The following is a 23,630-nucleotide window of genomic DNA, read 5'->3' as shown; positions in this document are numbered from 1 at the left end:
TCCCCAACCCCCCCCCCCCCCCCCCCCCCCCCCCCCCCCCCCCCCCCCCCCCCCCCCCCCCCCCCCCCCCCCCCCCCCCCCCTCCTCCTCCCCCCCCCCCCCCCCCCCCCCCCCCCCCCCCCCCCGCCGCACGCATGTGCTTCACCCCTCGCGCCCCGGACCGGACCGGGCGGCCGGGGGGCTCGTCGTCAGCCATCCCTCGGCGAGCAGCCGGGCGGCCAGCCGGGCGGTGGACGAGTCGTCCTCCGTGGCGGACAGTCCCCCGGACAGCAGGCGGTCGAGTACGAGGGCCTGCGGTTCGCCGCACTCGGCCACGGTCAGCGTCACCGCGTCCAGCAGCACGCACCCGCCGTACGGCAGCCGGGTCAGGGTCACCTGCGGCGCCAGGCGCAGGACGGCCGGCACGGGGGCGGGCACCGGGGTGCGGGCAGGGGCGCCGGGGGCCGTCACCGGGTGCCCCGCAGCCATTGGCACACCCACACCAGACGCAGCATCGGCAGGGCGTGGTCGGCCAGTTCGCGCCCGTCGCGCAGGACGGCCAGGACCCGGTCCACGTCCACGCCGAGGCCGGCGGGCGTCCGCTCCTGCTCCAGCCAGGCGTGGACGCCGTCGCGCTCCCGGTGCAGATGGGCGAGCGCTCCCCGGCGCAGCCAGTGCCCGGCGGGGGCGCGGCAGAGGTCGTACACCCGCCGCCTCGCGACCGCGCGTTCGAGCGGAAGGTGGTTGCGGAAGACTCCGCGCCGGATGCGTCCCAGCTTCGCGGGGCGCAGTGCGGCGACCGCCGCGATCACCCGCGGGTCCAGCGCGGGCAGCAGTGCCCCGCCCGTGCCCCGCTCCTCGGCGCCCGCGACGGCCCGGCCCGTCACCGGGTCGAGGAGATCGAGATGGCTCTTCCACAGGGCCAGCATCCCGCGCCGGGAGAAGGCGAGTTCCTCCTCGCCCTCCGGGGTGAGCCCCGGAAGCGGCGCGCCGCCGACCGGTCCGGCCTGCGCCGGCGGGTGGCCGCCGGGCAGCACGCGACCTCCCGGTCCCGGCGGGAACACCGTTCTTCCGCCGAGCAGTTCGCGGGCCTCGGCGAGGCCGCGCAGGGTCTCGCCGACGTGGAACGGTTCGCAGCCGAGCAGCCGCCACCCGCGACATCCCGTGCCGGCCTCCGGCAGGCGGGCCGACGCCAGGTCCTTCAGCAGCCCGCCGCTCACCACCGGCAGCCCGCAGCTCTCGCTCAACCGGTCCATCAGCCGCCGCGGCGCCTCGGTGTCGGGCAGCGGCGGCACCGGTTCGTGCCCGCCGACGGGCTCGTGCGCGAACAACTCGGCCGGATCGACCGGCACATGCCGGATCTCCAGGCCGGGCACGGGCGGCGGCGGCGCCGTCGGCCCGCCGCCCCGGGCGCCGAAGTCCGCGTGCAGCAGCACCGGCCGGTGACCCGCCGCCAGGGCGCTGACGGCGACGAACGCCGAGGCGAGCCCGCCGCTGTAGGCGATGGCGTAGTCACCCCCCAGGCCGTCGAGCGCGCGCCCCACCGCCTCGGCAGGTCCCGTCCCCGGCTCGGGCGGCTCGGGCCGCTGCCGCGTGACGCACACCCCGGTGGGGTCCACCCGTACGACGGTCCCCACCGCCAGCCGCCGCACGTCCGGCAGCAGCGTGGCGTCGGGCGGGGGCACCGTGCCGTGGATCAGGGCCAGCAAGTGCCCCGGGCGCGGCGTCCGGCGGAACCCGTCCGTCAGGAACGCCCGCAGGTCCTCGCCCCACTCGAGCCGCCCCTGATCCACGCGGTAGTACACGGGCCGGTCCCCCGGACTGTCGCGGCTCAGCTCGAACACCTCCGGTGCGGGCCGTCCGGTCCGTACGCCGACGGGGTCAGTCCAGGAGGCGGGCCCGGCGCACCGGACACCGGTGCGGGTCGCCTTTGCGACGCCGAGCAGCGCGGGCGGCCCGGGCGGCCCTCCCGGCCCGGATTCCGCCGCGACCCGTGCGGTCGTCGCCGACTGTGTCCGTGTCTTCGCTTCCGTCATGTGTCCCGCCCCGATCTGTGGACCTCGACGTAGGTCTCCCGTACCGGCATCGACGTGCTCACCACCGCTTCCCCGCACTGCACCCAGGCGTAGAAACCCGAGGGCGGCGTCACCGGGACCAGTTCGCGGCCGAGGTGGAACGAGGCCGGAATGCCCATCCGCCGCAGCCCGGCCACCAGGAACAGCGCGTCGTCCACCGGGTCCAGGAAGCCCATGGTCAGCCGCTGCGCCACCCGGAGCCACGCGACCGCGGCCCCGGCGTCCCGGTGCCCGGCGCCGCGTCCCCGCCGCCCGGCCGGCTCCACCCGGGGCCAGTCCCCGAGGCGGTACGAACCGTCCTCGCCCCTGACCGATTCCACGAACAGGCGCGCGCCGCGCGCCGCTTTCACCAGCAACAAGAAGGGCCCTCCCCGAACTTCCGGCCGAACCAGCCGCTGCAGCACTCCGACAGACTCCAGCACGTGACTCCGAACGCCTCGCAGGCTGCCGCGACCGTCGTCGGCGCGGCGAACAGGTGCTGCTGCAAGCCGTCGCCGGCGAGGCGTGCGGCGAGTGATGTCGTGGTCACGTCGTCCCCTTTCTCCGTGGCAGCCCGGGGCCGGACAGCGCGGGGCGCGCCGGCGGCCGACCTGCCCGTGATCTTGAGCTGTCACTAAAAGTATCGTCACCTGTACTGACCGTCACGAGGCGTGCGGGAGCCCGGCCCCCGGCGCGCGCCGCGCCGCTCACGCTCTTGTGGCCGGGCCCGCTCGCCTGTAGGCGCTCGGGGCGCGGTCAGCCGATCCGGTAGCTGTCGCCGTACACCTTCCAGCGCAGCGGCGGCTCCAGGCCCAGCCTGCCCTCGCGTACGAACACCCGCTGCGCGGTGTCGATCCGGGTGGTGTCCGAGTGCGACGGCTCCCGGCGGATCGCCGCCACGCGCGCGTCGAGGAACGCGTTCAGGTACGCCTTCTCGTCGCCGCCCCGTGACGGCGGCTCGGCCGCCTCCATCGCCTCGCGGCGCATCGTGCGGAAGCCGACCGTGCCCGGGGCGTCGCCGGCCCCGTGCATCACGTAGGCGTCGAAGTAGACGAACTGCCCCAGCGCGCCCAGCCCGTCGCGCTCGGCCCGGTCGACGGCCGGGTCGAAGTAGTGCAGGTCCCGCTCGGCGTCCTGCGCCCGGCGGAACGCGGGATCCGCCGCCGCCCGCACCCACGCCCGCGTGAAGGACCGTCCGAGCCCTTGGTGCGACGGGCTGCCCTTGACCGACCGCAGCGCCGGAAGGAACGGCTCCAGCGCGTTGCCGGGCCTGGTCCGCGCGTACCGCTCGACGACCTTCAGCATGTCGCCGCAGCCGGAGCAGAATCCGATGACGCCGCCCGTGTAGCCCCGGCCGTCGCCGATGTCCTCGATGTACGCGTACTGCGCCTTCCAGTCCAGCGAGGAGTTCTCCGCGCTGGAGACGAGCCGCATGGCGATGTCCTTCTTCGCCGGGTCGGCAAGCCCGCGCTCCTTCGCCTCCCCGCCCTGGTCGGGGGCGGTGCAGGCGGACAGGGCCAGCAGCAGGACGGCGGCCAGCAGGCGGACGGGGGAGGTCGGCTTCACGTGGCGGGGACCTTTCGCGGGGCGGCGCACCCGTGCGGTCGGAGCGGCCCGCTCCGGCCTGTAGCGTCGGGGGCATGGGTGAGCACTCTGTAGTGGATGTCGGCGACGTACGTCTGGCCTACCGGACCTGGGGCGACGCGTACGGGGCGCCGGTCGTGCTGCTGCACGGACTCGGCTCGTCGTCGGCGAGCTGGGAGGAGGCCGGGCGGGCGCTCGGCGAGGAATGGCGGGTCTACGCGATCGACCTGCGCGGGCACGGCGAGAGCGACTGGCCCGACGAATACTCCGTCGAGCTCATGCGCGACGACGTCCTGGGCTTCCTCGACGAACTGGAGATCGACCGGGTCGGAGTCGTCGGCCACGGCATGGGCGGCGTCGTCGCCCGCCTGCTGGCCCAGGACAACTCGGACCGCGTGGAGCGGCTCGTCCTGGAGGAGACCCCGCCGCCCTTCCCCGGCGTCACGCAGGCGATGACCGTGCGTCCGGACGAGCCGGTCGACTACGACTGGCCCGTCGCCGAGGCCATCACGGGCCAGCTCGCGGACCCCGACCCGGACTGGGCCGAGAGCCTCGGGGAGATCGTCGCGCCGACCATGATCATCACTGGCGGCCCGGACAGTTCCCTGCCGCAGGACCGGATGCCGGACATGGCCGCGCTCATCCCCGACTGCCGGCTGATCACCATCCCGGCCGGACATCACGTACATGAGGAGCGCCCCCGCCCGTTCGCGCATGAGGTCACCGAGTTCATGACCAGCTGACGCCGGCCGGAGCCACCACCCCGTACCGCCTGATCCTCAAGACGCCCGCGCGGGCCGGCCGGTTGACGGCGTACGGCGGCGTACGGGGCGCACCGCCAGGTTTCAGCGGTGGTACCAGTCCGTGCTGTCGCTGATGGCGATCGAGACGTACGTCTGGTGGACCGCCACCAGCGACGCCACCACCCGCGGGTCCCAGTCGTCCCGCACGACGCGGTAGTCGCCCGCCAGGCCGCGGAAGGACATCACGGCCCGGCCCGCGCCGTCGCGCCAGACGATGCGGCGCGGGGTCGTGACGGGGTCCTGCGCCATGCCGGTGAAGGCGGCGAACAGCAGCGCGACGTTGACCGGCAGGAGCACGGTCCACCACAGGGCCCACCACATCAGGCGGCCGGCCGAGCCGCGTACCGCAGGCGTGCCGGCCTGCTCCACGGTCCAGTGCGAGCGGCCGATCCGCAGCAGCCGCCCGCGCCGCAGCGATATCCGGCCGATCGGCGTGCCGTCCGGGTCCAGCACCCGGTAGACGAAGCGCGGCCCGCCGAGCCCGAAGCCCGTGCCGTGCTCCGTGGTCACGGAGGCGAGGATCTCGCCGCACCGGTCGTCGGCGAACAGCAGGATCTCCCGGGCGCCCGGGAGGTACGCGTTCGGTCCGCCGGACGCCGTGTTGCGGAGCAGGTAGGCCACGGGGCGCGGGCCCTGCGACGTACCGTCCTCGGCGACCACCATGACGGGCGAGCCGGGCCCGGCGACGAGGTTCTTGTCGCGGCCGCGCCCGGTGTGGCTGCGGGGGTCGAGCATTCTGTACGTGATCGCCATCCGGGCGGCCCCCTATTTCGTGATCCGGTCCGTTCTGGGGCGTCAGCCTAATAGCGGTGTTCGCGCACGCTCTTGCCGGGCGTCGCCACCCGTGGCATACAGGTCTGGACCATTTTCTCCGGATGGAGGGTCCGACCGTGCAACGCGCCACCGGACGCACCGGTTTGGTCTGTTCTGCCGCCCTGCTCGCCCTGCTGGGGGCGGCGGTGGCCGGGTGCGCCGCGACCGGGCCGGACCGGGACACCGAGAAACCCTCACGGCCGGGCGGGGTGACGGCCCAGGCCGGCAGCGCCACCTCGGTCCACGTGATGTGGGACCGGTCCCGGGACAACGAGTCCGTCGCCGGCTACGAAGTGTACGAGAGCGGCCGGAAGGTGAGGACCGTCACCGGAGGGCGGCGCATGACCGACGTCGACCGGCTCGCCCCCTCGACCGCGTACACCTTCACCGTCCGCGCGCGGGACGCCGCCGGCAACCTCTCCGCTCCCGGTGGGGCCGTCCCCGTGACGACCCCGGCCCGCACGCCGGACGACGACGAGGCGCCCTCCGTGCCGGCGAAGCTGCGGGGGCTGGCCGAGGGGACCGGCGCCGTGCGGCTGTCCTGGGAGCGGGCCACCGACGACACGGCCGTCACGTCGTACGACGTCTACCAGGAGGACTCCCGCATCCACAGCGTGCGCGGCACCGAGACGACGGCCCGGATCACCGGGCTGCGGCCCGGGACCGTCTACACCTTCACCGTCCGGGCCAGGGACGCCGCCGAGAACTCCTCCGGGGACAGCGACGCGCTGGATCTGACCACCGCTGCCGGGCGCGGCGCGGGGCCGTCGACCGCCCCGACGGATCTGCGGGCGGTGGCGCGCACCACGGCGGGCGTGCGCGGGATCGAGCTCGCGTGGACGCCGCCGCGGGCGCCCGGCGGGGGAGCGGTGCGTGAGCACCAGCTCTATCTGGACGGCGAGTTGGCCACCACGATCGTGTGGGGTGGTGAGCCGCCCGCGGGGAGGGCGACGTACCGCTTCACGGTCGCCGAGCCGGTCGGTACGCGGTACAGCGTCAAGCTGCGCGCGAAGCTGCCGGACGGGAAGTGGGGCGACTTCTCGGCGCAGCGAACCGTTGTGACGCGGTGAGGGGCCGGGGCCGTTCTCGCCGTACCGCTCAGCGGTCCGGCGAAGGCTCCGAGTCAGGCAGGGCCAGGAGGCGGCGGTGCTCGCTCTCCGGCACCTGTTCGCCCGAGGAGGGCAGTAGTTGGGGGATGCCGTCGAGGATCGGGTAGCGGCGGCGCAGACGGGGGTTGTAGAGGGCGTCCTCCGGTGCGAGGAGGGTCAGGGGGCCCTTGTCGAGGGGACAGGCGAGGATCTTCAGCAGCGGGTCATCGGGGTTCATGGCTCAACTCCTGGGTGGTGGGCTCTTGCTGATGGCTGGTGAGGGTCAGGAGGACCGCCACCGCGAGGACGGCCCCGGCCAGGCGCAGGGCCAGGCGCAACGGGTCGTCCGGCAGCGACTCGCCGAAGGCGAGGGTGCCGACGACCGCCGTGTAGAGGCAGGACGTCGTCGTGCAGACCGGGACGACCAGGGACGCCCGGCAGCGCTGGAGCGCGGTCTGGGACAGGAGCAGGCCGGTCGCTCCGGTGACGAGGAGGAGGTACGGGTAGGGCCCCGCGAGGAGGGTGAGCGCGGCTCCCGCCGGGTCGTCCAGGGTGGCCGGGGTGAGGTGCGCCGACACCCCCTTGATGGCGAGTGAGCTCACGCCGTACACGAAGCCGACGGCCACGCCGTATGCGACGCCGTCGGTGGTGGGCGCGCGGTGGCGGTGCGCGACGCGGCGCTCGGTGGCCGAGTACAGGCCGAGGCCGATGGCCAGGGAGACCGCACTGACCAGCACGATCAGGGCGTACGGCGAACTCCGGCCGACGCCGTCGGTGCTCGCGTGCAGGGAGGCGACCACCATGAGCAGGGCCAGGAGGACGGTCGCCAGCGCGTAGCGCTCGCGGGTCGACGTGCGTTCGCCCAGGAAGCGGTTGGAGAGCAGGAGCAGCAGGACCAGGCCCGAGACGAACAGGGCCTGGGCGGCGGCCATGGGGAGGGTCCGGTACACGATGAGCTGCGCAGCGAAGCCGCCGGCCAGGGCGAGCGAGCCGCCGATCCACAGCGGGCTGCGCAGGAGGTTGCGGAGCAGGTGTACGGGGCGGCGGACGTTCAGCGCGGGGAGCGCGGCCAGGGCGCGCTTCTCCAGGACGAAGCCCGCGCTGTAGAGGACGTTCGCCAGCAGCGCGGCCGCCACCCCCCACCCCATCGCGGTCAGGCTCCGGGGCGCCGGCGGGCGTGGGCCAGGAGGATCGACGCCGCGCTGGGCGCGGCGGAGCCGATCAGCCGGTCCAGGGGGCGCAGGGGGCGGGGTACGCCGTGGAAGGGCGCGCCGGTGATCCGTACGACGTCGAAGCCCGACGCGGTGAGGAACTCGCGCAGCGCGCGGGCCGTGTAGAGGCGGAGGTGACCCACCACCTCGGTGCCGGGGCGGCCGTGGATCGCGCGCAGGCTCACTTCCGAGAAGACGGGCTGGGTGCCGGTGAGCAGCAGGGCGCGGTTGTACCAGGCGGCCAGGTTGGGGGTGGAGAGCATCAGGTGGCCGCCGGGGGCCAGGACGCGGCGCAGTTCGTCCAGGGCGCTGTCCGGGTCGACCAGGTGCTCGATCACCTCGCTGAAGAGGACCGCGTCGGCCGCTCCCGCGGTGAAGGGCAGGCCGTTGTCGCCCAGTTCGCCCCGTACGACGTGGGCGAGGTGCTTCGACGCCCGGCGCAGCGCGTCCTGGGACCAGTCGACGCCGATGACGTGGTGGCCGCGGAGGATCGGCGCGGCGGTGGCCGCCGCGGTGCCGTCGCCGCAGCCGATGTCGAGGACGGTCGCTCCGGCGCGGGGGAGGGCGGCGGCGAGGATGCGGGCCTGGCGGAGGGCGCGGGGGGCGCCGGAGGCCACGGGGACCGCGGGGTTCTCGTAGAAGTCCTGGAGGGTGGGGGGCGGGGGCGCGGGGTGGGGTGTCGTGCCGGTGGCTTTCATGGGGTTCCTCCGGATGTCGCCTCCAGGTACTCCGTGAAGAGGTCGCGCAGCCGTTCGCCGTCGGCGGCTCCGAGCAGTACGCCCGACCAGCGCAGCGCGAGGTGCAGCCGGCCCGCCGTACTCGCTGTCGTGACCGTGAGGCCGCGGGGCATGCGGGCGGGGGCCGAGAACCAGACGGCCGTCGCCCGGCCCGTGCCCTCGCCGAAGTCCAGGGGGTAGGGGACGCGGCCGATGTTGCTCAGGAGCGTGGTCGAGGTCCAGGGCGCCGCGGTGCGGCGCAGCGCGCGGGTGAACGCCGCCCGCACGGCGACCGGGACCACGGGCGCGGTGAGCAGGGCCGCGCCGTGGCCCAGTTGGGGGCGCGGGAGTGCCTTCAGGGCGCGGGTGCGGACGGCTGTGCGGCGCAGGAGGTCCGCGACGTCCGGGGACGGCGTCAGTTCTTCCGGCGCGAACGGCACCTCCACCAGGCGGGTGCCGTTGCCGATGGGCATGTCCAGGCCCCGGGAGCGGTCGTCCACCGGCATCGTGATCCGCATCGGACGGGGCCGCGTGCCGTGCTCGCGGTTCCAGGCGGCGATCATCCGGGCCGTCGCCACCATGAGCTGGTCGTTGACCGTGTAGGGGGCGTCGCGCGGGCGGGTCGGGAGGGGGAGCTCGACCGTCAGCATGCCGTTGGGCGCGGCCGAGGTGGGCGTCCCCCCGGCGACGCGCGCCACGGGGGCGAAGCCGGCGCGGGGGGCGGGGGAAGCGTGGGTCCCGGCGGTGCGCGGGGGCGCGGGGGCCGGGGCGCGGGTGGGGGCCGGGGTCGCCGGGGAGTTGTCCCGGCCGCCGTAGAGCTCGGCTGCCGTGGCGAGGACGCGCAGGCAGGCGGGGCCGTCCAGGGCCGTGTGGTTGACGGTGAGCAGGAGTACGCGGTCGACGACCTCCAGGCGTACGGGTGGGGAGAGCGCGAGCGGCGGTGCGAGGGCGAGGGCGCGGGCCCGGGCGCGGTCGAGGGCGTCCGGCGTGGACGGTGGGAACGTCACGACTTCGGTGTCGGGGTGCGGGGTCAGTTCCCATTCGTAGCGGCGTCGGTACCAGGGGCCGGGGGCCTCGCGCATGAGGATGCGGGGGTGGCGGCGCAGCGCCTCGGCGAAGGCGGCGCGCAGGCGGGCGGGGTCGGGGCGGTCGGGCAGGTGGACCTCGATGTGCACGGTCTCGGGCACTCGGGGGTGCAGGCAGTGGCGGGTGACCTCGTCCACCACCGTGAAGGGGACCCGGCGGTGGCGGCTGCCGGGGCCGCTGGGGCCGCTGGGGCGGGCGGGGTGCTGGAGCGCGGTCACTGTGGCCTCTCCTCGCCGGGGTCGGTGCGCCGGTGCCGGGCGCCGGCTGCCGGGGGGTGGGGATCGGGGGCTCCGGGGTCGGCGCCGCGCCGGGGCGTCTCCTCGGGCGCCGGACGTTCGGGTACGGGGTGTCGTTCGGGCTGGTTGCGTTCGGCGCCCTGCGGGGAGCGCCCCGACGCGTCCCCTCCTGGCACCGCGTGGACGTCCGGGGCGGGGCTTTGGGCGGTGCGGGGTGTCGTCACCACGGCCGCTGTCAGGGCCGCCAGGGCCAGGAACTGGGCCACCGGGCCGAACGCGCCCGCCGAGTCGGAGGTGGGTTCGCCCGCCTGGAGGGCTGCCACTGTGCCCGCCGCCGTCATCGCCAGGAGGGCTGTCGGGGGGAGGAGGGAGGGGCGGAAGTACGCCAGCAGGGCCAGGAGGGGGACCAGGACGGCTGCCGCCAGGCCCGCTGTCAGGGCCAGGGTCACGGTCAGGGCCGCCAGGCCGAGGACGGCCCCCGGAGTGGGTGGAGTGAGTGCAGTGAGCTGAGTGGTTGGTGTGGGGTGGGTGGCTGGGGTGGTGGTGGGGGGAGTGGTGGGAGTCGTTGGTGTGCGGCGGCGGTAGAGCGTCAGGGCTGTCAGGGCTGCCAGGGCCAGTGCGCCGGCGATCAGGCCCGCTTCGTACACGCGCGCCGGTTTGTACTCCATGCGCACCTCGCCGCCCTCGCCCTCCGGGATCAGCCAGCCCTGCTGCCAGCCGTCCAGGCGGAGGGACGGCAGCTTGCGGCCGTTGAGGGTCGCCTGCCAGCCCGCGTTCGCGTTCTCGTAGGTCTGGAGGTACGAGGCCTCACCCGGTCCCACCGTGAGGGACCGGCGGTCGCCCGCCGCGTCCCGGACGGTCAGCTCGCGCGCACGCTCGGCGGGCGCCGCCGCCTTGTTCCGGGTCAGGGTGATGTCGGTCAGGGCCAGGGGGCCCGCGTCACCGGCCTCCACGCGGTGCGTGCCGGCGGGCAGGCTCGCCCTGCCGTCGCGCTGGGGGCCCGCGCAGAGCGAGACCTCGACGGGGCGGCGTTCGGTGAGGTCGCTCAGCTTCCCGCTCGCGGCGGTGGCGTGCAGGGTCCCGTCGATGGAGAGCACGGGGCCCTGACCGCACGGGAGTTGGAACGTCTCGGTGGGTTCGGGCTGCGGGACCCGGAAGTCGTCCAGCGCGGGGACGTACACCTCGCTGAGGCCTACGGGGAGCTGCATCTCGCCGTTCGCCACCGGGTTGTGGACCGTGAGGGCCGCCGCACGGGTGATCTTGATGTCCAGGCGGTCGGTCCTGATCGGTTCGAAGCGTGCCAGTCCGTTCTCGTCCACCGAGGCGGTGGTGGCTCCGTCGGGGGAGCTGATCTCCACCTGCTCCGGGCGGGTGGACAGGCCGCCGGCGGCGGCGAAGACGATCTCGCCGATGGAGCGCTTCCCCGGCCAGCGCAGGTGCAGGTTCGGCTTGTCGCCCGCGATCCAGGCCGTCGTGAGGTCGCCGTCGACCAGGTTGCGGGGGGTGAGCGACGCGCCCAGGCGGGAGGTCGAGTCCGCCGTGGCCGTCAGCCTGCGGCGTTGTTCGGGGGCGAGGGTGTAGAGGAGTTCGTCGAGCTTGTCGCCCGGTACGGGCAGGGCTGTGGCCGTCAGCGTGTACGTGCCCTTCGTGGTCGTCGAGAACTGGCGGTGCAGGCCCACCTCCGCCGACACGGGCGACAGTCCGCCCGGATCGCTGCCCCGGTGGAGGGAGATCAGGTCGGGGTCCGCGTCCCGGGGGAGGGAGAGGAGGCGGGTCACCTGGACGCCGGGGATGTCCACGGCGGTGAAGCCCGCGCCCATCAGCCCGGGGCGGCCCTGCTGGGCGCCGGTGATGGTGATCTTCAGGTAGGTGGCACGGCCCGGGGGTGCGTCGATCTCCTGCGCTGTGCCGTCGGGGTGCAGCGGGCTCGTCCTGCTGCCGCTGTCGGTTTCCACGCGTACGGCCGTGGGGGCGGCCCGCAGGCCGTCCGACGGCAGCGGCGTCACGCGGATCCGGGCGGGGAGGGTGGTGGGGGACGTGAAGGCGATGCGCAGCCACTCCCCCCGGGGCTTCGCCGCGCTGCCCTCCGCCCACGCCGTGTCGGGGTTTCCGTCGAACGCGTTCACCGGGTCGTACTGCGGCAGGTGGAACAGCCAGTTCCCGCTGCTCGACGCCGTCACCGACCGCGCGCCGCGCAGCACCGCCGTGGTCTGGTGCTCGATGTCGTCGGTCGGCAGGATCTGGCGCGGCTCGCGCCCCGGGTCCTGAAGGCTTTCGGGGTGGTTCTTCTCGGTGGCGGTGTAGGTGTACGACGTGTTCGAGTTGACCAGGCCGAAGCGGGTGTCGGCGCGGCGCAGGCCGTCGGCCGCCGCCTGGATCGCGGGGTCCGCCAAGCCCGGGTGGCTGTCACCGGTGAGCACGGCGGGGCGTTTGCGCAGGGCCGGGTCGGCCGAGAGGCGCAGGAGCGCCTCAGGGCCGCCGCTGACGATCGTGGTGTCGGCCACCGGGGCGATGCCGGCGCGGCCCGGGCGCGGTGTGGTCGCGGGCGGCTCGTAGATCTCCACGGCCTGCTGCCTCGGGTAGAGGCCCTCGATCTGCACGGGGGTGTCGTCCGGGATGCGGCCGCCCGTGAGCACCGGGCCGAAGCCCGTCACGCGGCGGTAACCGGACTCCTCCAGCGTGCGCTTCACGGTCTGCGGGGGCACGTAGCCGATCTGGTCCGGGTCCAGGTCGTTGCGTACGACGACGTAGTGCAGGCCGGCCCGGCTCAAGTAGTCGCTCAGGCCCGGGACCCGGGCCCCGGTGGTGAGCGCCTGCTCCACCGCGTCCATGGTCCTGCGGTTGCCGGGCGTGCCGAACGGCACGTAGTCGCGCTGCGCCCAGCGGGACCCCGCCAGCACGTCGAGCGGCTGGTCGATGGTGGAGCCCCAGGTGTGGATGCCGTGCGCCGTCGCCGGGACCACCAGGGCGCGGCTGTCGGGCGAGTATTCCTCCAGCCAGCCGGCCGTCGCCTTCCAGTGCGCCGGCAGCTTGGTGAAGGAACCCGGCTGGAGGATGTCGCCGTTGAGGTAGGGGAGGGCCAGGGCGGGGAGGATCAGCAGGGCGGTCAGGGGCGCGGCCAGGCGGCGGAGGGACGGCAGGGTGACCGTCGCCGTGATGTGGGTGAGGCCGAGGACCAGCGCGAGAGCCAGGCCCGGCTGGAACTTGTAGATGTTGCGGAACGGGACCAGCGGGCCGTTCAGCCAGCCCTGGAAGGCCGACGCGAACGGGCCGCCCAGCGGGCCGCCGTAGCCGGCGAGGGTGACAGTCGCCACGCACAGGACGATCAGCAGCAGCCAGCGCCGCTCCGGCATGTCGCGGCGGGCCAGGCCCGCGAGGCCGAGGGCGGCCGCGAGGGCGGAGCCGAGGACGGCGGGGGCCGCCGTGGCGACCGTCCAGCCCGCGGGCAGCCACGCCTCGCCGAAGTGCAGGTACGCCGTCCAGTTGCCCGCGCCGCGCAGCATCTCGGTGGCGGACATGGTGGCCGTGGTGGTCTCGGCCTGTTCCACGTACGGCAGGAAGTTCTCCCCGTGCAGCCCGAGGAGGAGCAGCGGGACCACCCACCAGGCGGTGGCGAGCAGCACGCCCGGCACCCACCAGGCGATCAGCGCGCGGCGCCGGGGCGTGGCCGGCCGGCTCAGGAGGTAGAGCGCGACCGGCAGCAGGGCTGCCAGGGTCGACGCCGCGTTCACCCCGCCCATGCACGGGATCAGCAACGCCGAGCGGAGCGCCGCGACGCGGGGCGCGGTGCGGGGGTTCGTGAGCGGCAGCAGGACCCAGGGGAGCAGCGCTCCCGGCAGCGCGGCCGCCGACGTCGAGCCGACGACGATCGTGTACGTCGGCCACAGGGCGTACGCCGCCGCGCCGAGCAGGCGGGTCGCGGGCGAGCCCACGTGCAGGCGCTCGGCCAGGCGCAGCGCGCCCCAGAACGCCGTGGTCACGACGATGGACAGCCACAGGCGCTCCGCCAGCCAGACCGGCAGGTGCGCCAGATCGGTCAGGGCGTAGAACGGCAGCATCGGGAAGGCGTAGCCGACGTACTGGTCGAAGATGCCGCCGAAACCGGCCCTGCTGTGCCACAGCTCGCCCAGGTCCGACAGGAACCTGAACGGGTCCAGGGCCACGCCGAGTTTCGTCTCGAACGTCATCCTGCCCGGGGCCGCGGCGACGAAGGCGAGCAGCACCGCGCCCCAGAAGCCGAACAGCCAGCGGCGCGAGCGCGGGGCCTCCGGCGGATCCGGGCGGGGCGGCGGCGGAGTCCTGGGAGGTGCCTGGAGGGTGGTCGTCATGGACACCGCCGGAGGATGAGGAGGAGATTCCAGGTGGCGAACTCGCGCAGCAGGGGGATCTTCGGTACGACGGCGGGGAGGAACGGCCAGTAGCGGGCCCGTGCCGTCACCACCTCGACGTCGGTGCGGGACCGTACCTGGCGGAGCGTGGCGCCGATGTGGATCCGGAAGAGGTTCTCGCCGAGCGTGTGCTTGGCCTTGCGGCCGGTACGCCGTTCGTAGCGGCGGCGGGCCCGTTCGGCGCCGAGGTAGTGCCAGGGCGCCCACTCGTGGCCGCCCCACGGGGAGTACCAGTTGGTGAACGAGACGTAGATCAGGCCGCCGGGCGCGGTGACGCGCACCAGCTCGCTGAGGAAGGTCGCCGGGTCCTCGACGTGCTCCAGCACGTTCGAGGAGAAGCTGATGTCCGCCGCGCCGTCCGCGAGGGGCAGCAGATAGCCGTCCGCCACCACGGTGCCGCGGGTCCCCCGGCCGCGGAGTTCCCGCACGTCCGGTTCGAAGAGGTAGCTCTGGGCCCCGCGTCTGCGGAACTCCTCGGTGAAGTGGCCGCTGCCGCCGCCGATGTCGAGGACGACCCGGTCCGCCAGCGGCCCGTACCGCTCCAGTTGGTCGGCGGCGTCACGGGCCAGCAGCGTGTAGCAGTGGTCGGGGTCGCCCTGTTCGTTCAGGAAGGCCCGGAAGAGGGTGACGGACCTGCGCAGGGAGGGGTCCTTCACCGGAGGTCACCTCCGCCGGTGGGCAAGGGCCGCCTCCGCCGCCACCGCCCGGAACTGGCGCACCGTACTGCTCCACCGGTAGTGCGCGGCGCGCGCGGCGGCGGCGCGGCCCATCGCCTCGCGGCGCTCGGTGCTCAGGGCCAGCGTGCACCACGCCGCGGCGAACGAGCTCTCGCCGCGCGCGAGTACGCCGGTCACCCCGTCGGCTATCGAGTCCCGCAGGCCCGGCACGTCGAAGCCGATAGCCGGCGTGCCCCGGGCCGCCGCCTCGGTCACCACCAGGCCCCAGCCCTCGACCGCCGAGGGATGCAGCAGGAGGTGTGCTGCGCACAGCAGTTGGTGCTTCTCGGCCTCGGAGACATGACCCTTGAAGATCACGTCGGGCCCGGCGAGGGCCTCCAGGCTTCGGCGTTCGGGCCCGTCGCCGATGATCACGAGCTTGCCGCCGGTGACCGGCCGCACCCGTTCCCACAGGCGCAGAAGCAGGTCGATGCGCTTGTACTCGACCAGCCGGCCCATCGCGAGGAAGAGCGGCTGCGGGGACCGGGGCGCGCGGTCCGTGGGCTGTTCCACCCCGTTGTGCACGACGCGGATGCGTCCGGGGTCCACGCCGAGCGCGGTCAGCGCGCCCGCCGTGGAGGTCGACACGGCGACCAGCAGGTTGTCGCGCTGGGCCGCCGACAGCGCCCAGTGCTCCAGTCGGCGTCCGAGACCGGCGGCGGGGCCGGGGTAGCGCATGCCCCACAGTTCCGTGTGGACGTGGTTGACCAGGCACAGGGTGGGGCCGCGGTGCCACAGCGGGGTCAGGTACGGCAGTCCGTTGCAGACCTCGACCAGCAGGTCGCAGTCGCCGACCTGCCGGGCGAAGGCGCGGCGCGCCTTGATGAAGTGGCCGAGGTCGCCGCCGGCGGAGACGACCCGGTAGTCGCGGTACGCCGCCGGGCCGCCGCACAGCAGCGTCACCTGGTGGCCGAGGGCCGTCAGGCCGTCCGCGAGGCGGTCGACGAGGAGTTCGGAGCCGCCCGCGGCGGGATTGCCGAGGTCGCGGCGGGAGAGGAAGACGATCCGGCGGGGGTGCCGGGACGTGGGGTGGGGGAGTACGGGGTGCGTGTCTTGGGGTTTCGCATCGTGCAGGGTGGGGGGCACGTGCTGGGGCATGCGAGCTCCAACTCGTTTCAGGGTGCGGAACCGGTGGGGGCCGTGCTCGGGGTGGGAGGTCAGTTTTCGGCACGCTGTTCGATGCGGCTACTCACCTCGGTGACAATTTCCCGCGCAGTGTGAGCTGATGTGTCATCACAATGTGATGACGGGCGTGGTTTCGCGCACCTCCCTGCCCCGTACGACGAGCACCGCCCCGGCCGCGGCGAACAGTGCCCCCGCCCCGCCGGCGCCCATCGGCAGCGTCTCGCCCACCAGCCTCAGCCGGTCGCTGTCGGACGAGGCCAGCTCGACCTGGGCGCGCTGCGTCGCGGGGGTGAACTCCAGGCGGCGGCTGTCCAGCAGCACCACCTCGTCCCGCTTCCCGCCGGGCGCCCGCAGCGTCTTGCGCGGGCCGATCGCGGCGTTCACGATGCGGCCCGTGCGCCGGTCGACGACCAGCTCGATGCCGTGGTTGGCGTACCACTCCTCGGCGAGCACCTGGCTGCGCTTCGGCAGCCCCACGAGCCGCCCCGGTACCAGCCGGGTGCCGGTCTGCGCGGGCTCGACGGCGCCGGTGAAGCGGTAGCCCTCGTACCCCTGGACCGTCCGCACACCCGCGAAGCGGAGGCGGACGGTCGAGCCGAGCGTGTTGTCCCACCAGCGGTACGAGCGCTTCTGTACGTCGAAGGGGAACTTGAGGTACGCCTCTCCGTCGAAGGCGGGCTTCTCGCCGCAGCAGTGCACGGGCTCGTTGGTGCGGCGGTCGGTGACCCAGCGCTCCAGCGTCCACTGGAGCGAGTCGTGGGTGTCGGCGGCCGGGAGCGTGTCCTCGGTGTCCACCGAGGTCGAGACGTCCCAGACCGCCCTGCCGCTCTTCTCGCTGTCGGCCACGTCGCCCCGCACCTGTCGGGTGATCGTGAGGTCCTTCTTGAGGGTCTTGATCTCCCCGGTGTCGAAGTACCTGCCGGGCCCGGTGAAGACCGTCGTGACGTCCACGTCGACCGGGGTGCGCTTCGCGCGTGGCTCGACGTACCACGCCAGCAGCGGAGCGAGTACGAGCAGGAACACGCCGGCGCCCAGCAGGGCCAGCGACAGGGGGGAAGCGGTGCGACGCATACGGGCGACTCCAGAAGCGGCCGGCGGGGGGATGGCTCGGCGGACACGTGCACGTGCGTATGGGCCGGGAACCGTAGGCGCGCTCTTGACGGACTGTCAATGCAGTGCAGACACTGGGCTCCTGCCGGACGGGGCCGGCGGGACACCGGTGGGGTCACAGCGTCAGAGAGGCTGACCCGACCATGTCCAGATTTCTCGCCGCAGCGCTGACCGTCGTTGCCGCCGCCGCCCTCGCCGTGGGCGCCGCCTTCGCGATCGTGGCCATGCTGAACGCCACTCCGGACCAACCCAATGTGCCGCTGATCAGCTACGAGTCGGCGACGCCCAGGAAATGACCACAGTGGGAGTGCCCCGAGTGGAGACGACCGCGGTGGACGGGGAGCGACGCATGGGCGACGGTTCGGCCTGGGGTGAGGTACCCCGGCTCCAGGTCCGGCAGTTCACCGACCGGGCCATGCGCGAAGTCCCCTCGCTGGCCCGGGAGATCCTCGACTGCATCTGCCGCGAACACCCCAAACTGCCGCTGCTCGTCGACGAGTCGGGCGAGCTGATCGCCCTCGTCGGCATCCGGCGCGCCCTGGAGGACTTCGTCCAGCACCTGGTGCTGGAGAAGGGACGCCCGCACGTCCATCTGGAGGTCTTCCAGGAGTTCGGGCGCGGCGAAGGGCTGCACGGCCGCTCCCTCGACTCCCTCCAGGCCATGTACCGGCTCGGCGTCCGGCTCGCCTGGCGGCGGCTCGCCGAGATCGGGCAGCAGGTGCGCATCCCGCCGCCCGCGATGTACGAACTCGCCGAGTCCGGCTTCGCCTTCCTGGACGGACTGGTGGACCAGACCGTACGCGGCTACGCCGAGGCCGCCGCCCGGCAGGCGGGGGAGCGGCTGCGATTACAGCGGAAGCTGACCCAGGCGCTGATCGCGGAGTACGGCGAGCCCGCCGACCCGGTCCGCACCCGGTCGCTCGCCGAGCACGCGGCCCGGATCGGCTGGCCGCTGCCCGAGCGGGTCGCCGTGGGGGTGCTCCTGCGGCCGTCGCGCGAATGCGTCGCCCCGGCGGTGGGGCAGGGCGTACTGCTGGACATGGAGAGCGAGCAGCCGCTGATCGTCGTGCCCGACCCGTCGCTCGCGGGGCGGCCCGAGCTGCTGCGCCGGTCGATGCAGGGCTGGTCCGGGGCGCTCGGCCCGGCGGTGGCGCTGACGGAGGCCGCGAAGTCGCTGCGCTGGGCGGCGGCCGCCGTGCGCCTCATGGAGCGCGGGCTGCTGCCCTCGGGACGGCTGCTGCACTGCACGGAGTACACCGAGGCGCTGGTGCTGCTGCCGCCCGAGGAACTCATCGGCGACCTGACGCGCCGCTGCCTCGCGCCGCTCGCCGGCTGCGGCCCCACGCAGGGGCGGCGGCTCGCCGAGACGCTGCTGGCGTGGCTGGAGACGCGGGGCGGGGCGCCGGAGGTGGCGGCCAGGCTGGGCGTGCATCCGCAGACCGTGCGCTACCGGATGCGGCAGATCCGGGAGCTGTGGGGCGACGAGGTCGACGACCCGGACCGCCGCTTCGAACTGGAACTGGTGCTGCGGGCCCAGCGGTTGCGCGGTGAGCTGAGCGAGCCGATCCGCTGACCCCGCGCCTCCGCCCCCGGATCTGTGCGGTCCCGGGGGCGGAGAGAGCGGGGTGCGGGCGGTGATCAGCCGCGCAGCTGCTCGTACGCCGGCAGCGTGAGGAAGTCCGCGTAGTCCTCGTCGAGCGAGACGGTGAGCAGCAGGTCGTGCGCCTGCTGCCACCGGCCGGCGGCGAACGCCTCGTCGCCGATCTCCGCGCGGATCGCGGCCAGTTCCTCGGCGGCGATGGCGCGGGCCAGCTCCGGGGTCGCCTTCTGGCCGTTCTCGAAGACGACACCCGCGTTGATCCACTGCCAGATCTGCGAACGGGAGATCTCCGCCGTGGCGGCGTCCTCCATCAGGTTGAAGATCGCGACCGCGCCCAGGCCCCGCAGCCACGCCTCGATGTACCGGATGCCGACCTGGACGGCCGAGACCAGGCCCTCGTACGTCGGGACCGCGTCGAGCGAGTCGATGGCGATCAGGTCGCCGGGCGCCACCGAGACGTCCTCGCGCAGCCGCTCCTTCTGGTTGGGCCGCTCGCCCAGGACCGCGTCGAACGACGCCATCGCGATCGGCACCAGGTCCGGGTGCGCGACCCAGGAGCCGTCGAAGCCGTCGGCGGCCTCGCGGTCCTTGTCGGCCTTGACCTTCTCGAAGGCGACCTTGTTGACCTCGGCGTCCTTGCGGGACGGGATGAAGGCCGCCATGCCGCCGATCGCGTGCGCGCCGCGCTTGTGGCACGTGCGGACGAGCAGTTCCGTGTAGGCGCGCATGAACGGGGCCGTCATCGTGACCGCGTTGCGGTCCGGCAGGACGAACTTGGCGCCGCCGTCGCGGAAGTTCTTGACGATGGAGAAGAGGTAGTCCCAGCGGCCCGCGTTCAGGCCCGCCGCGTGGTCGCGCAGCTCGTAGAGGATCTCCTCCATCTCGTACGCCGCCGTGATCGTCTCGATCAGGACGGTCGCGCGGACGGTGCCCTGCGGGATCCCGACGTAGTCCTGCGCGAAGACGAAGATCTCGTTCCACAGGCGCGCTTCGAGGTGCGACTCGGTCTTGGGGAGGTAGAAGTACGGGCCCTTGCCGAGCTCGATGAGGCGCTTGGCGTTGTGGAAGAAGTACAGCCCGAAGTCGACGAGGGCGCCGGGCACCGACCGGCCGTCGAACCGCAGGTGGCGCTCGTCGAGGTGCCAGCCGCGCGGCCGCATGACGACGGTGGCGAGCTCCTCGGCCGGCTTGAGGGCGTACGTCTTGCCGGACTTCGGGTCGGTGAAGTCGATGCGGCGGGTGTAGGCGTCGATCAGATTGCGCTGGCCGAGGACGACGTTCTCCCAGGTGGGAGCGGACGCGTCCTCGAAGTCGGCGAGCCAGACCCTGGCGCCCGAGTTCAGGGCGTTGATGGTCATCTTGCGGTCGGTCGGACCGGTGATCTCCACGCGGCGGTCGTTGAGCGCGGCCGGGGCCGGCGCGACCTGCCAGTCTCCCTCGCGGACCTGTGCGGTGTCCGGGAGGAAGTCCAGCGTGGACGTGCGGGCGATCTCGGCGCGGCGCTCGGCGCGGCGTGCGAGCAGCTCGTCACGGCGGGGCGTGAACAGCCGGTGCAGCTCGGCCACGAAGGCGAGAGCCGCGTCGGTCAGGACCTCTTCCTGCCTCGGCAGGGGCTCGGCATCGACGATGGCCAGCGGGGACGGCGCTGGTGCGGACATGAGCTGTCACTCCTTACGCGGGCGAGGCCTGCCGGCCGCTGGGAACCCTGGGAACGGCACTAAGTGCCATGGCTCCGAGGTACGGTCGCGGGCGCCGCCGAGTGGTGCAGGGCGCTTCTGACGTGTGGATAGTAGTTTCCTCATGGTGGAAGTTCAACGGTCTGTTGACGTCGAGATTCTCCGGGTCGACAGAAACTGGCGCTCAGTGCCACCCCGGTCACTCCAAGTGGAACAGGTCCTCCGGCGTGTCGATGTCGTACGCCGCGGCCACGTCCCCGCACTCGACGAGCGTCACCGCGTCCGCGTGCTCCTTCAGATAGGCGCGTGCCCCACGGTCGCCCGTCGCAGTCCTCGTGATGTCCGCCCACCGCCCGGCGCCGAAGAGCACCGGATGCCCCCGGTGCCCGTCGTACGCCGCCGCCGCCAGGCTCGAAGGCGAGCGGTACGCCGCCGCCACCCGGCCCACGGCCGCCGCGCCGATCCCCGGCTGGTCGACCAGCGAGACGAGCGCGGCCCCGGCGCCGGTGCCGGCCAGCGACGCCAGGCCGGCCCGCAGCGACGAGCCCATCCCCTCGTCCCACTCCGGATTGCCGACCACCACGCATCCGCTCAGATCGGCGCGCTCGCGCACCTCGGCCGCCGCCGCTCCCAGCACCACGTGCACCGGGCCGCATCCACCCTCCCGCAGCACGCGTACCGCGTGCTCGACCAGCGGTCGCCCCCGGTACTCCAGCAGCGCCTTCGGCCGTCCGCCGAGCCTGCGCCCGGCGCCCGCCGCGAGCAGCAGGCCCGCGACGCCTCCGGCTCCCTCGTTCCGTGTCTGTGCCATGGGCCCTGCTTACCTCATCCGCCCCGGGCGCCGACGGCCCGTCCCCTTGGACATGGTGCCGTTCGGCGGTGGCGTTCTGCTGGGGAGACACGAGGCGACGAGCGGTCAGCAGCCGGGCCGGGGCGGCCCGTCCCCGGTCTTCCAGCCCCTCGCGGGCGACGACCCGACCACCGTCGACGGCCGTCTGGCGCAATGCCGGCAACTCCGGTTCCGACAGCTGACCGGGGCCAAGTGGCGTACAGCCCTCCGTTTGGCGTTAACTGACCCCCGGCCCCTGTCCGCGCCGTCCGACCAACGGCGTACGGGGCTGAACCACTGGCAGGACCTGCACGTGGCTGTGCGAGGGGGAGAGACCTTGTTGAGAAGTGTGGAACAGGGGTGCGTGACCGGGGACGGCGAGGACCCGCGAGTGACGGAGCTGCGCGCTGCCGTCTCGCACCTGCGCCGGGAACTGGCCGGGCACCCCGCCGAGCTGCCCGACCGGGGCGTCGCGGAGGACGAACTGGCGTCGCTGCACGCCATGGCGCTCAGCGGCGTACCCGAGCTCATGCGGCTGCGCCGTTCGCTGCTGCTGGTCGTGGGCTCCATCGGCTCGGTCAGCGCGCTGGCCGGGGCGCTGTCCCAGGTGCGCAACGCGATCGAACTCTTCGGACGGGACTGACCGGCCCCGTCAGCGCGATGAGCCGGCGGGCCGTCGCCACCGCCACCGCGGAGGTGCGCGAGTCGACGCCCAACTTGGCGTAGATGTGCACCAGATGGGACTTGACCGTCGCCTGGCTGAGGAACAGCTCCTTGCTGATCCGCAGGTTCGACAGCCCCTCGCCGACCAGCTGGAGCACCTCCAGTTCGCGCCGGGTCAGCGCCGCCGCGGGCGTGCGCATCCGGTCCATCAGCCGGTGCGCGACGGCCGGCGCCAGCGCCGACCGGCCGGCCGCCGCCGTGCGCACGGCAGCCGAAAGCTCCTCCGGGGGCGCGTCCTTGAGCAGGTAGCCGCTCGCGCCGGCCTCGACCGCCGCCAGGATGTCGGCGTCCGTGTCGTACGTCGTCAGCACGAGCACCCGGGGCGAGCCGGGCCGCGCCGTGATCGCGGCGGTCGCCTCCGACCCGTGCATCCGGCCCGGCCCGAACTGCAGGTCCATCAGTACGACATCGACGCCGAAGCCGCCGTCCGCCGCCAGCTCCACCGCGCGCTCCGCCGTGGCCGCCTCCGCGACGACCAGGAAGTCCTCCTCGGTGTCGAGCACGGCCCGCAGGCCCGCCCGTACGACGGGATGGTCGTCGGCGAGCAGGAGGCGGACCGGGCCGCCGCGGGCCGTCACGCCGGGTTCCCGGCGGGCAGCGGCAGGGTGATCGCCAGGGCCGTGCCCTGTCCCGGCGCGGACTCGACGCTCAGGGTGCCGCCGAGCGAGCGGGCCCGCGAGCGCATCGCGGGCAGCCCGAAGCCGCCGCCCGCACGCGGTCGGGGGGCCAGCGGGTCGAACCCCACGCCGTCGTCCACGACGTCCAGCGCCACCGATGTCTCCATGAAGCTGAGGGTGATCTCGGCGCGCGTCGCCGCCGCGTGCCGCACCGTGTTGGCGAGCGCGGACTGGGCGACGCGCAGCAGGGCCACCTCGTACGGCGTGGGCAGCTCCACCGGCGTACCGCTCACGCCGAACCGCACGGCGGGCTCCGGTGTCGCCGTGCACAGCCGCTCCAGCGCGGCGGCCAGCGAGCCCTGCTCCAGGCCGGGCGGCGTCAGGGCCCGTACGAAGCGGCGCGCCTCGGCGAGATTGTCCTGCGCGGCCTCGCGAGCCTGCCGGACGTGGAGGCCCGCCGGGTCGCCGGCCGGCAGCGCGCGTTCGGCGGCGCGCAGCAGGAGCTGGATGCTGGACAGGCCCTGGGCGAGCGTGTCGTGGATCTCGCGGGCCAGCCGCTCGCGCTCGGCCAGCGTCCCGGCCGTCCGCTCGGCGGCGGCGAGGTCCTCCCGGGTGGCGAGCAGTTCGTCGATGAGCTCGCGGCGCCGCTCGCTCTCCCGGTACAGCGCCTGGTAGCCGAGGACCGTCGCCACGGCGACGGCCGCGCCGAGCAGCGGTCCGACGAACGTGCCGGGCGTCACCGTCTGCCCGTGCAGGACGAAACCGGCGATGGCGGCGCCGGCCGTCGCGGCGACGGCGGCCAGGCCCCAGCGCACCGGCAGCAGGTGCAGCTGGAGGAAGTACAGCGGGAAGGCGGCCCACAGCCCGTCGGGGGAGAGGGCCAGCAGTATCAGCCAGGCCAGGCCCAGCGCGGCGAGCCAGCCGGCGGCGGCCTGCGGCGAGCGGTCGACGGCGGGGCTCAGCGCTCCGACGGCGTACACGACGGCCATCGTGACGGCCGCGATCACGACGGCCGTCGCGTGCGGGGCGCCGTCGGCCACGGCCTTCACTGCGGCGAGCGCGAGCAGCCCGCCGAGCAGCGCGTGCAGGCACAGCCGCAGTCCGCGCACCACGGGGGTGAGGGGACGCGAGGGGAAGGAGGAGCTGAGCACGCGCGTGAGCGGACCGGCGGGGCCGGTGAGGGCGAGGCCGGCGGAGGCGGCGGTGCTGGGATCGGAAGAGCTGGGGTCCATGGCACGTCCAGCGTAGGGCTCCGGCGCGGTCGCTCCGTCAATCA

22 protein-coding genes and 1 pseudogene are annotated in these 23,630 nt (G+C 74.1%); 5 read left to right on the top strand and 18 right to left on the bottom strand.

All coding sequences use genetic code 11. From position 1 onward, the window contains the following. Nucleotides 1–141: 141 nt before the first annotated feature. The 5 genes from adfB to AC07FK_RS19670 all read right to left on the bottom strand — a co-directional run bounded on the left by adfB (nucleotide 142) and on the right by AC07FK_RS19670 (nucleotide 3,599). On the bottom strand, nucleotides 142–468 hold the full coding sequence (adfB, locus tag AC07FK_RS19690; RefSeq protein WP_479106164.1) for an actinodefensin-associated protein B: 327 nt from the start codon (nucleotides 466–468) through the stop codon (nucleotides 142–144). Next, nucleotides 447–2,015: a hypothetical protein gene (locus AC07FK_RS19685; RefSeq protein WP_479106163.1), complete on the bottom strand. Its 1,569-nt coding sequence runs from the start codon at nucleotides 2,013–2,015 to the stop codon at nucleotides 447–449. Before AC07FK_RS19685 ends, adfB begins: the two co-directional genes overlap by 22 nt. Continuing rightward, complete coding sequence (locus AC07FK_RS19680) at nucleotides 2,012–2,404, bottom strand: lasso peptide biosynthesis protein (RefSeq protein WP_479106206.1); 393 nt, start codon at nucleotides 2,402–2,404, stop codon at nucleotides 2,012–2,014. Before AC07FK_RS19680 ends, AC07FK_RS19685 begins: the two co-directional genes overlap by 4 nt. Beyond that, the gene (locus tag AC07FK_RS19675; RefSeq protein ID WP_479106162.1) at nucleotides 2,401–2,583 is read right to left on the bottom strand and encodes a hypothetical protein; all 183 of its coding nucleotides are present in this window, start codon (nucleotides 2,581–2,583) and stop codon (nucleotides 2,401–2,403) included. Before AC07FK_RS19675 ends, AC07FK_RS19680 begins: the two co-directional genes overlap by 4 nt. 206 nt (nucleotides 2,584–2,789) lie before the next feature. Continuing rightward, a complete protein-coding gene (locus AC07FK_RS19670; protein ID WP_479106161.1) occupies nucleotides 2,790–3,599 on the bottom strand; it encodes a chitosanase in 810 nt (269 codons plus the stop codon). Nucleotides 3,600–3,673: 74 nt separating this feature from the next. Between AC07FK_RS19670 and AC07FK_RS19665 the strand changes: the two genes are divergently transcribed. Continuing rightward, the gene (locus AC07FK_RS19665; RefSeq protein ID WP_479106160.1) at nucleotides 3,674–4,360 is read left to right on the top strand and encodes an alpha/beta fold hydrolase; all 687 of its coding nucleotides are present in this window, start codon (nucleotides 3,674–3,676) and stop codon (nucleotides 4,358–4,360) included. A gap of 102 nt (nucleotides 4,361–4,462) precedes the next feature. On the opposite strand, the gene AC07FK_RS19660 is transcribed toward AC07FK_RS19665, so the two are convergent. Further along, complete coding sequence (locus tag AC07FK_RS19660; protein ID WP_479106159.1) at nucleotides 4,463–5,173, bottom strand: hypothetical protein; 711 nt, start codon at nucleotides 5,171–5,173, stop codon at nucleotides 4,463–4,465. Between the two features lie 122 nt (nucleotides 5,174–5,295). Here AC07FK_RS19660 and AC07FK_RS19655 point away from each other — a divergent pair, with 122 nt between their 5' ends. Then, entirely contained in the window at nucleotides 5,296–6,303 is a 1,008-nt protein-coding gene (locus AC07FK_RS19655) for a fibronectin type III domain-containing protein (protein ID WP_479106158.1), read from the top strand. A gap of 28 nt (nucleotides 6,304–6,331) precedes the next feature. Here AC07FK_RS19655 and AC07FK_RS19650 read toward each other — a convergent pair whose 3' ends face one another. From AC07FK_RS19650 to pgfA, 8 genes are all read right to left on the bottom strand, one after another. Continuing rightward, complete coding sequence (locus tag AC07FK_RS19650) at nucleotides 6,332–6,559, bottom strand: Trm112 family protein (RefSeq protein ID WP_479106157.1); 228 nt, start codon at nucleotides 6,557–6,559, stop codon at nucleotides 6,332–6,334. After that, on the bottom strand, nucleotides 6,546–7,469 hold the full coding sequence (locus tag AC07FK_RS19645) for a hypothetical protein (protein WP_479106156.1): 924 nt from the start codon (nucleotides 7,467–7,469) through the stop codon (nucleotides 6,546–6,548). Before AC07FK_RS19645 ends, AC07FK_RS19650 begins: the two co-directional genes overlap by 14 nt. A gap of 5 nt (nucleotides 7,470–7,474) precedes the next feature. Next, nucleotides 7,475–8,230 (bottom strand): class I SAM-dependent methyltransferase, encoded by a 756-nt coding sequence (locus AC07FK_RS19640; RefSeq protein WP_479106155.1) that lies wholly within the window; start codon nucleotides 8,228–8,230, stop codon nucleotides 7,475–7,477. Next, nucleotides 8,227–9,552 (bottom strand): condensation protein, encoded by a 1,326-nt coding sequence (locus AC07FK_RS19635; RefSeq protein ID WP_479106154.1) that lies wholly within the window; start codon nucleotides 9,550–9,552, stop codon nucleotides 8,227–8,229. The genes AC07FK_RS19640 and AC07FK_RS19635 overlap by 4 nt, the downstream gene beginning before the upstream one ends. Beyond that, nucleotides 9,549–13,898 (bottom strand): alpha-(1->3)-arabinofuranosyltransferase domain-containing protein, encoded by a 4,350-nt coding sequence (locus AC07FK_RS19630; protein ID WP_479106205.1) that lies wholly within the window; start codon nucleotides 13,896–13,898, stop codon nucleotides 9,549–9,551. Before AC07FK_RS19630 ends, AC07FK_RS19635 begins: the two co-directional genes overlap by 4 nt. Continuing rightward, nucleotides 13,895–14,614, bottom strand: coding sequence for a class I SAM-dependent methyltransferase (locus AC07FK_RS19625; RefSeq protein WP_479106153.1), 720 nt, complete (start codon nucleotides 14,612–14,614; stop codon nucleotides 13,895–13,897). Before AC07FK_RS19625 ends, AC07FK_RS19630 begins: the two co-directional genes overlap by 4 nt. A gap of 6 nt (nucleotides 14,615–14,620) precedes the next feature. Further along, complete coding sequence (locus AC07FK_RS19620) at nucleotides 14,621–15,772, bottom strand: glycosyltransferase family 4 protein (RefSeq protein WP_479106152.1); 1,152 nt, start codon at nucleotides 15,770–15,772, stop codon at nucleotides 14,621–14,623. A 135-nt stretch (nucleotides 15,773–15,907) separates the two neighbouring features. Beyond that, nucleotides 15,908–16,870: a cell envelope lipid trafficking protein PgfA gene (gene pgfA, locus AC07FK_RS19615; protein WP_479106151.1), complete on the bottom strand. Its 963-nt coding sequence runs from the start codon at nucleotides 16,868–16,870 to the stop codon at nucleotides 15,908–15,910. 182 nt (nucleotides 16,871–17,052) lie between these two features. On the opposite strand from pgfA, the gene AC07FK_RS19610 reads away from it, so the two are divergent. Continuing rightward, the gene (locus AC07FK_RS19610) at nucleotides 17,053–17,205 is read left to right on the top strand and encodes a hypothetical protein (RefSeq protein ID WP_479106150.1); all 153 of its coding nucleotides are present in this window, start codon (nucleotides 17,053–17,055) and stop codon (nucleotides 17,203–17,205) included. A 53-nt stretch (nucleotides 17,206–17,258) separates the two neighbouring features. Then, nucleotides 17,259–18,482 carry a PucR-like N-terminal domain-containing protein gene (locus AC07FK_RS19605; protein WP_479106204.1) on the top strand — a complete coding sequence of 408 codons (1,224 nt, stop codon included), beginning with the start codon at nucleotides 17,259–17,261 and terminating at the stop codon, nucleotides 18,480–18,482. A gap of 65 nt (nucleotides 18,483–18,547) precedes the next feature. Here the strand turns inward: AC07FK_RS19605 and aceB are convergent, their stop codons facing one another. Together aceB and AC07FK_RS19595 are read right to left on the bottom strand one after the other, a co-directional pair. Next, nucleotides 18,548–20,167, bottom strand: coding sequence for a malate synthase A (gene aceB, locus AC07FK_RS19600; protein ID WP_479106149.1), 1,620 nt, complete (start codon nucleotides 20,165–20,167; stop codon nucleotides 18,548–18,550). 217 nt (nucleotides 20,168–20,384) lie between these two features. After that, entirely contained in the window at nucleotides 20,385–20,996 is a 612-nt protein-coding gene (locus AC07FK_RS19595) for a nucleotidyltransferase family protein (protein ID WP_479106148.1), read from the bottom strand. A 355-nt stretch (nucleotides 20,997–21,351) separates the two neighbouring features. On the opposite strand from AC07FK_RS19595, the gene AC07FK_RS19590 reads away from it, so the two are divergent. Then, complete coding sequence (locus AC07FK_RS19590) at nucleotides 21,352–21,657, top strand: DUF5955 family protein (RefSeq protein ID WP_479106147.1); 306 nt, start codon at nucleotides 21,352–21,354, stop codon at nucleotides 21,655–21,657. 16 nt (nucleotides 21,658–21,673) lie between these two features. On the opposite strand, the pseudogene AC07FK_RS19585 reads toward AC07FK_RS19590, so the two are convergent. After that, nucleotides 21,674–22,315 (bottom strand): annotated as a pseudogene (locus AC07FK_RS19585) (response regulator); the annotation flags it as partial. After that, the gene (locus tag AC07FK_RS19580; RefSeq protein ID WP_479106146.1) at nucleotides 22,312–23,586 is read right to left on the bottom strand and encodes a sensor histidine kinase; all 1,275 of its coding nucleotides are present in this window, start codon (nucleotides 23,584–23,586) and stop codon (nucleotides 22,312–22,314) included. The pseudogene AC07FK_RS19585 and the gene AC07FK_RS19580, both read right to left, overlap by 4 nt. Between the last annotated feature and the right edge of the window lie 44 nt (nucleotides 23,587–23,630).

This window comes from Streptomyces sp. NPDC046122, assembly GCF_056429965.1.
This window is presented reverse-complemented; position numbering and strand designations above follow the sequence as displayed.

Coding starts and splice junctions, on each gene's coding strand:
- adfB (WP_479106164.1), bottom strand. CDS start 468: ATGGCTGCGGGGCACCCGGTGACGGCCCCCGGCGCCCCTGCCCGCACC.
- AC07FK_RS19685 (WP_479106163.1), bottom strand. CDS start 2,015: ATGACGGAAGCGAAGACACGGACACAGTCGGCGACGACCGCACGGGTC.
- AC07FK_RS19665 (WP_479106160.1), top strand. CDS start 3,674: ATGGGTGAGCACTCTGTAGTGGATGTCGGCGACGTACGTCTGGCCTAC.
- AC07FK_RS19660 (WP_479106159.1), bottom strand. CDS start 5,173: ATGGCGATCACGTACAGAATGCTCGACCCCCGCAGCCACACCGGGCGC.
- AC07FK_RS19655 (WP_479106158.1), top strand. CDS start 5,296: ATGGAGGGTCCGACCGTGCAACGCGCCACCGGACGCACCGGTTTGGTC.
- AC07FK_RS19650 (WP_479106157.1), bottom strand. CDS start 6,559: ATGAACCCCGATGACCCGCTGCTGAAGATCCTCGCCTGTCCCCTCGAC.
- AC07FK_RS19645 (WP_479106156.1), bottom strand. CDS start 7,469: ATGGGGTGGGGGGTGGCGGCCGCGCTGCTGGCGAACGTCCTCTACAGC.
- AC07FK_RS19640 (WP_479106155.1), bottom strand. CDS start 8,230: ATGAAAGCCACCGGCACGACACCCCACCCCGCGCCCCCGCCCCCCACC.
- AC07FK_RS19630 (WP_479106205.1), bottom strand. CDS start 13,898: ATGACGACCACCCTCCAGGCACCTCCCAGGACTCCGCCGCCGCCCCGC.
- AC07FK_RS19620 (WP_479106152.1), bottom strand. CDS start 15,772: ATGCCCCAGCACGTGCCCCCCACCCTGCACGATGCGAAACCCCAAGAC.
- pgfA (WP_479106151.1), bottom strand. CDS start 16,870: ATGCGTCGCACCGCTTCCCCCCTGTCGCTGGCCCTGCTGGGCGCCGGC.
- AC07FK_RS19610 (WP_479106150.1), top strand. CDS start 17,053: ATGTCCAGATTTCTCGCCGCAGCGCTGACCGTCGTTGCCGCCGCCGCC.
- AC07FK_RS19605 (WP_479106204.1), top strand. CDS start 17,259: ATGGGCGACGGTTCGGCCTGGGGTGAGGTACCCCGGCTCCAGGTCCGG.
- aceB (WP_479106149.1), bottom strand. CDS start 20,167: ATGTCCGCACCAGCGCCGTCCCCGCTGGCCATCGTCGATGCCGAGCCC.
- AC07FK_RS19595 (WP_479106148.1), bottom strand. CDS start 20,996: ATGGCACAGACACGGAACGAGGGAGCCGGAGGCGTCGCGGGCCTGCTG.
- AC07FK_RS19580 (WP_479106146.1), bottom strand. CDS start 23,586: ATGGACCCCAGCTCTTCCGATCCCAGCACCGCCGCCTCCGCCGGCCTC.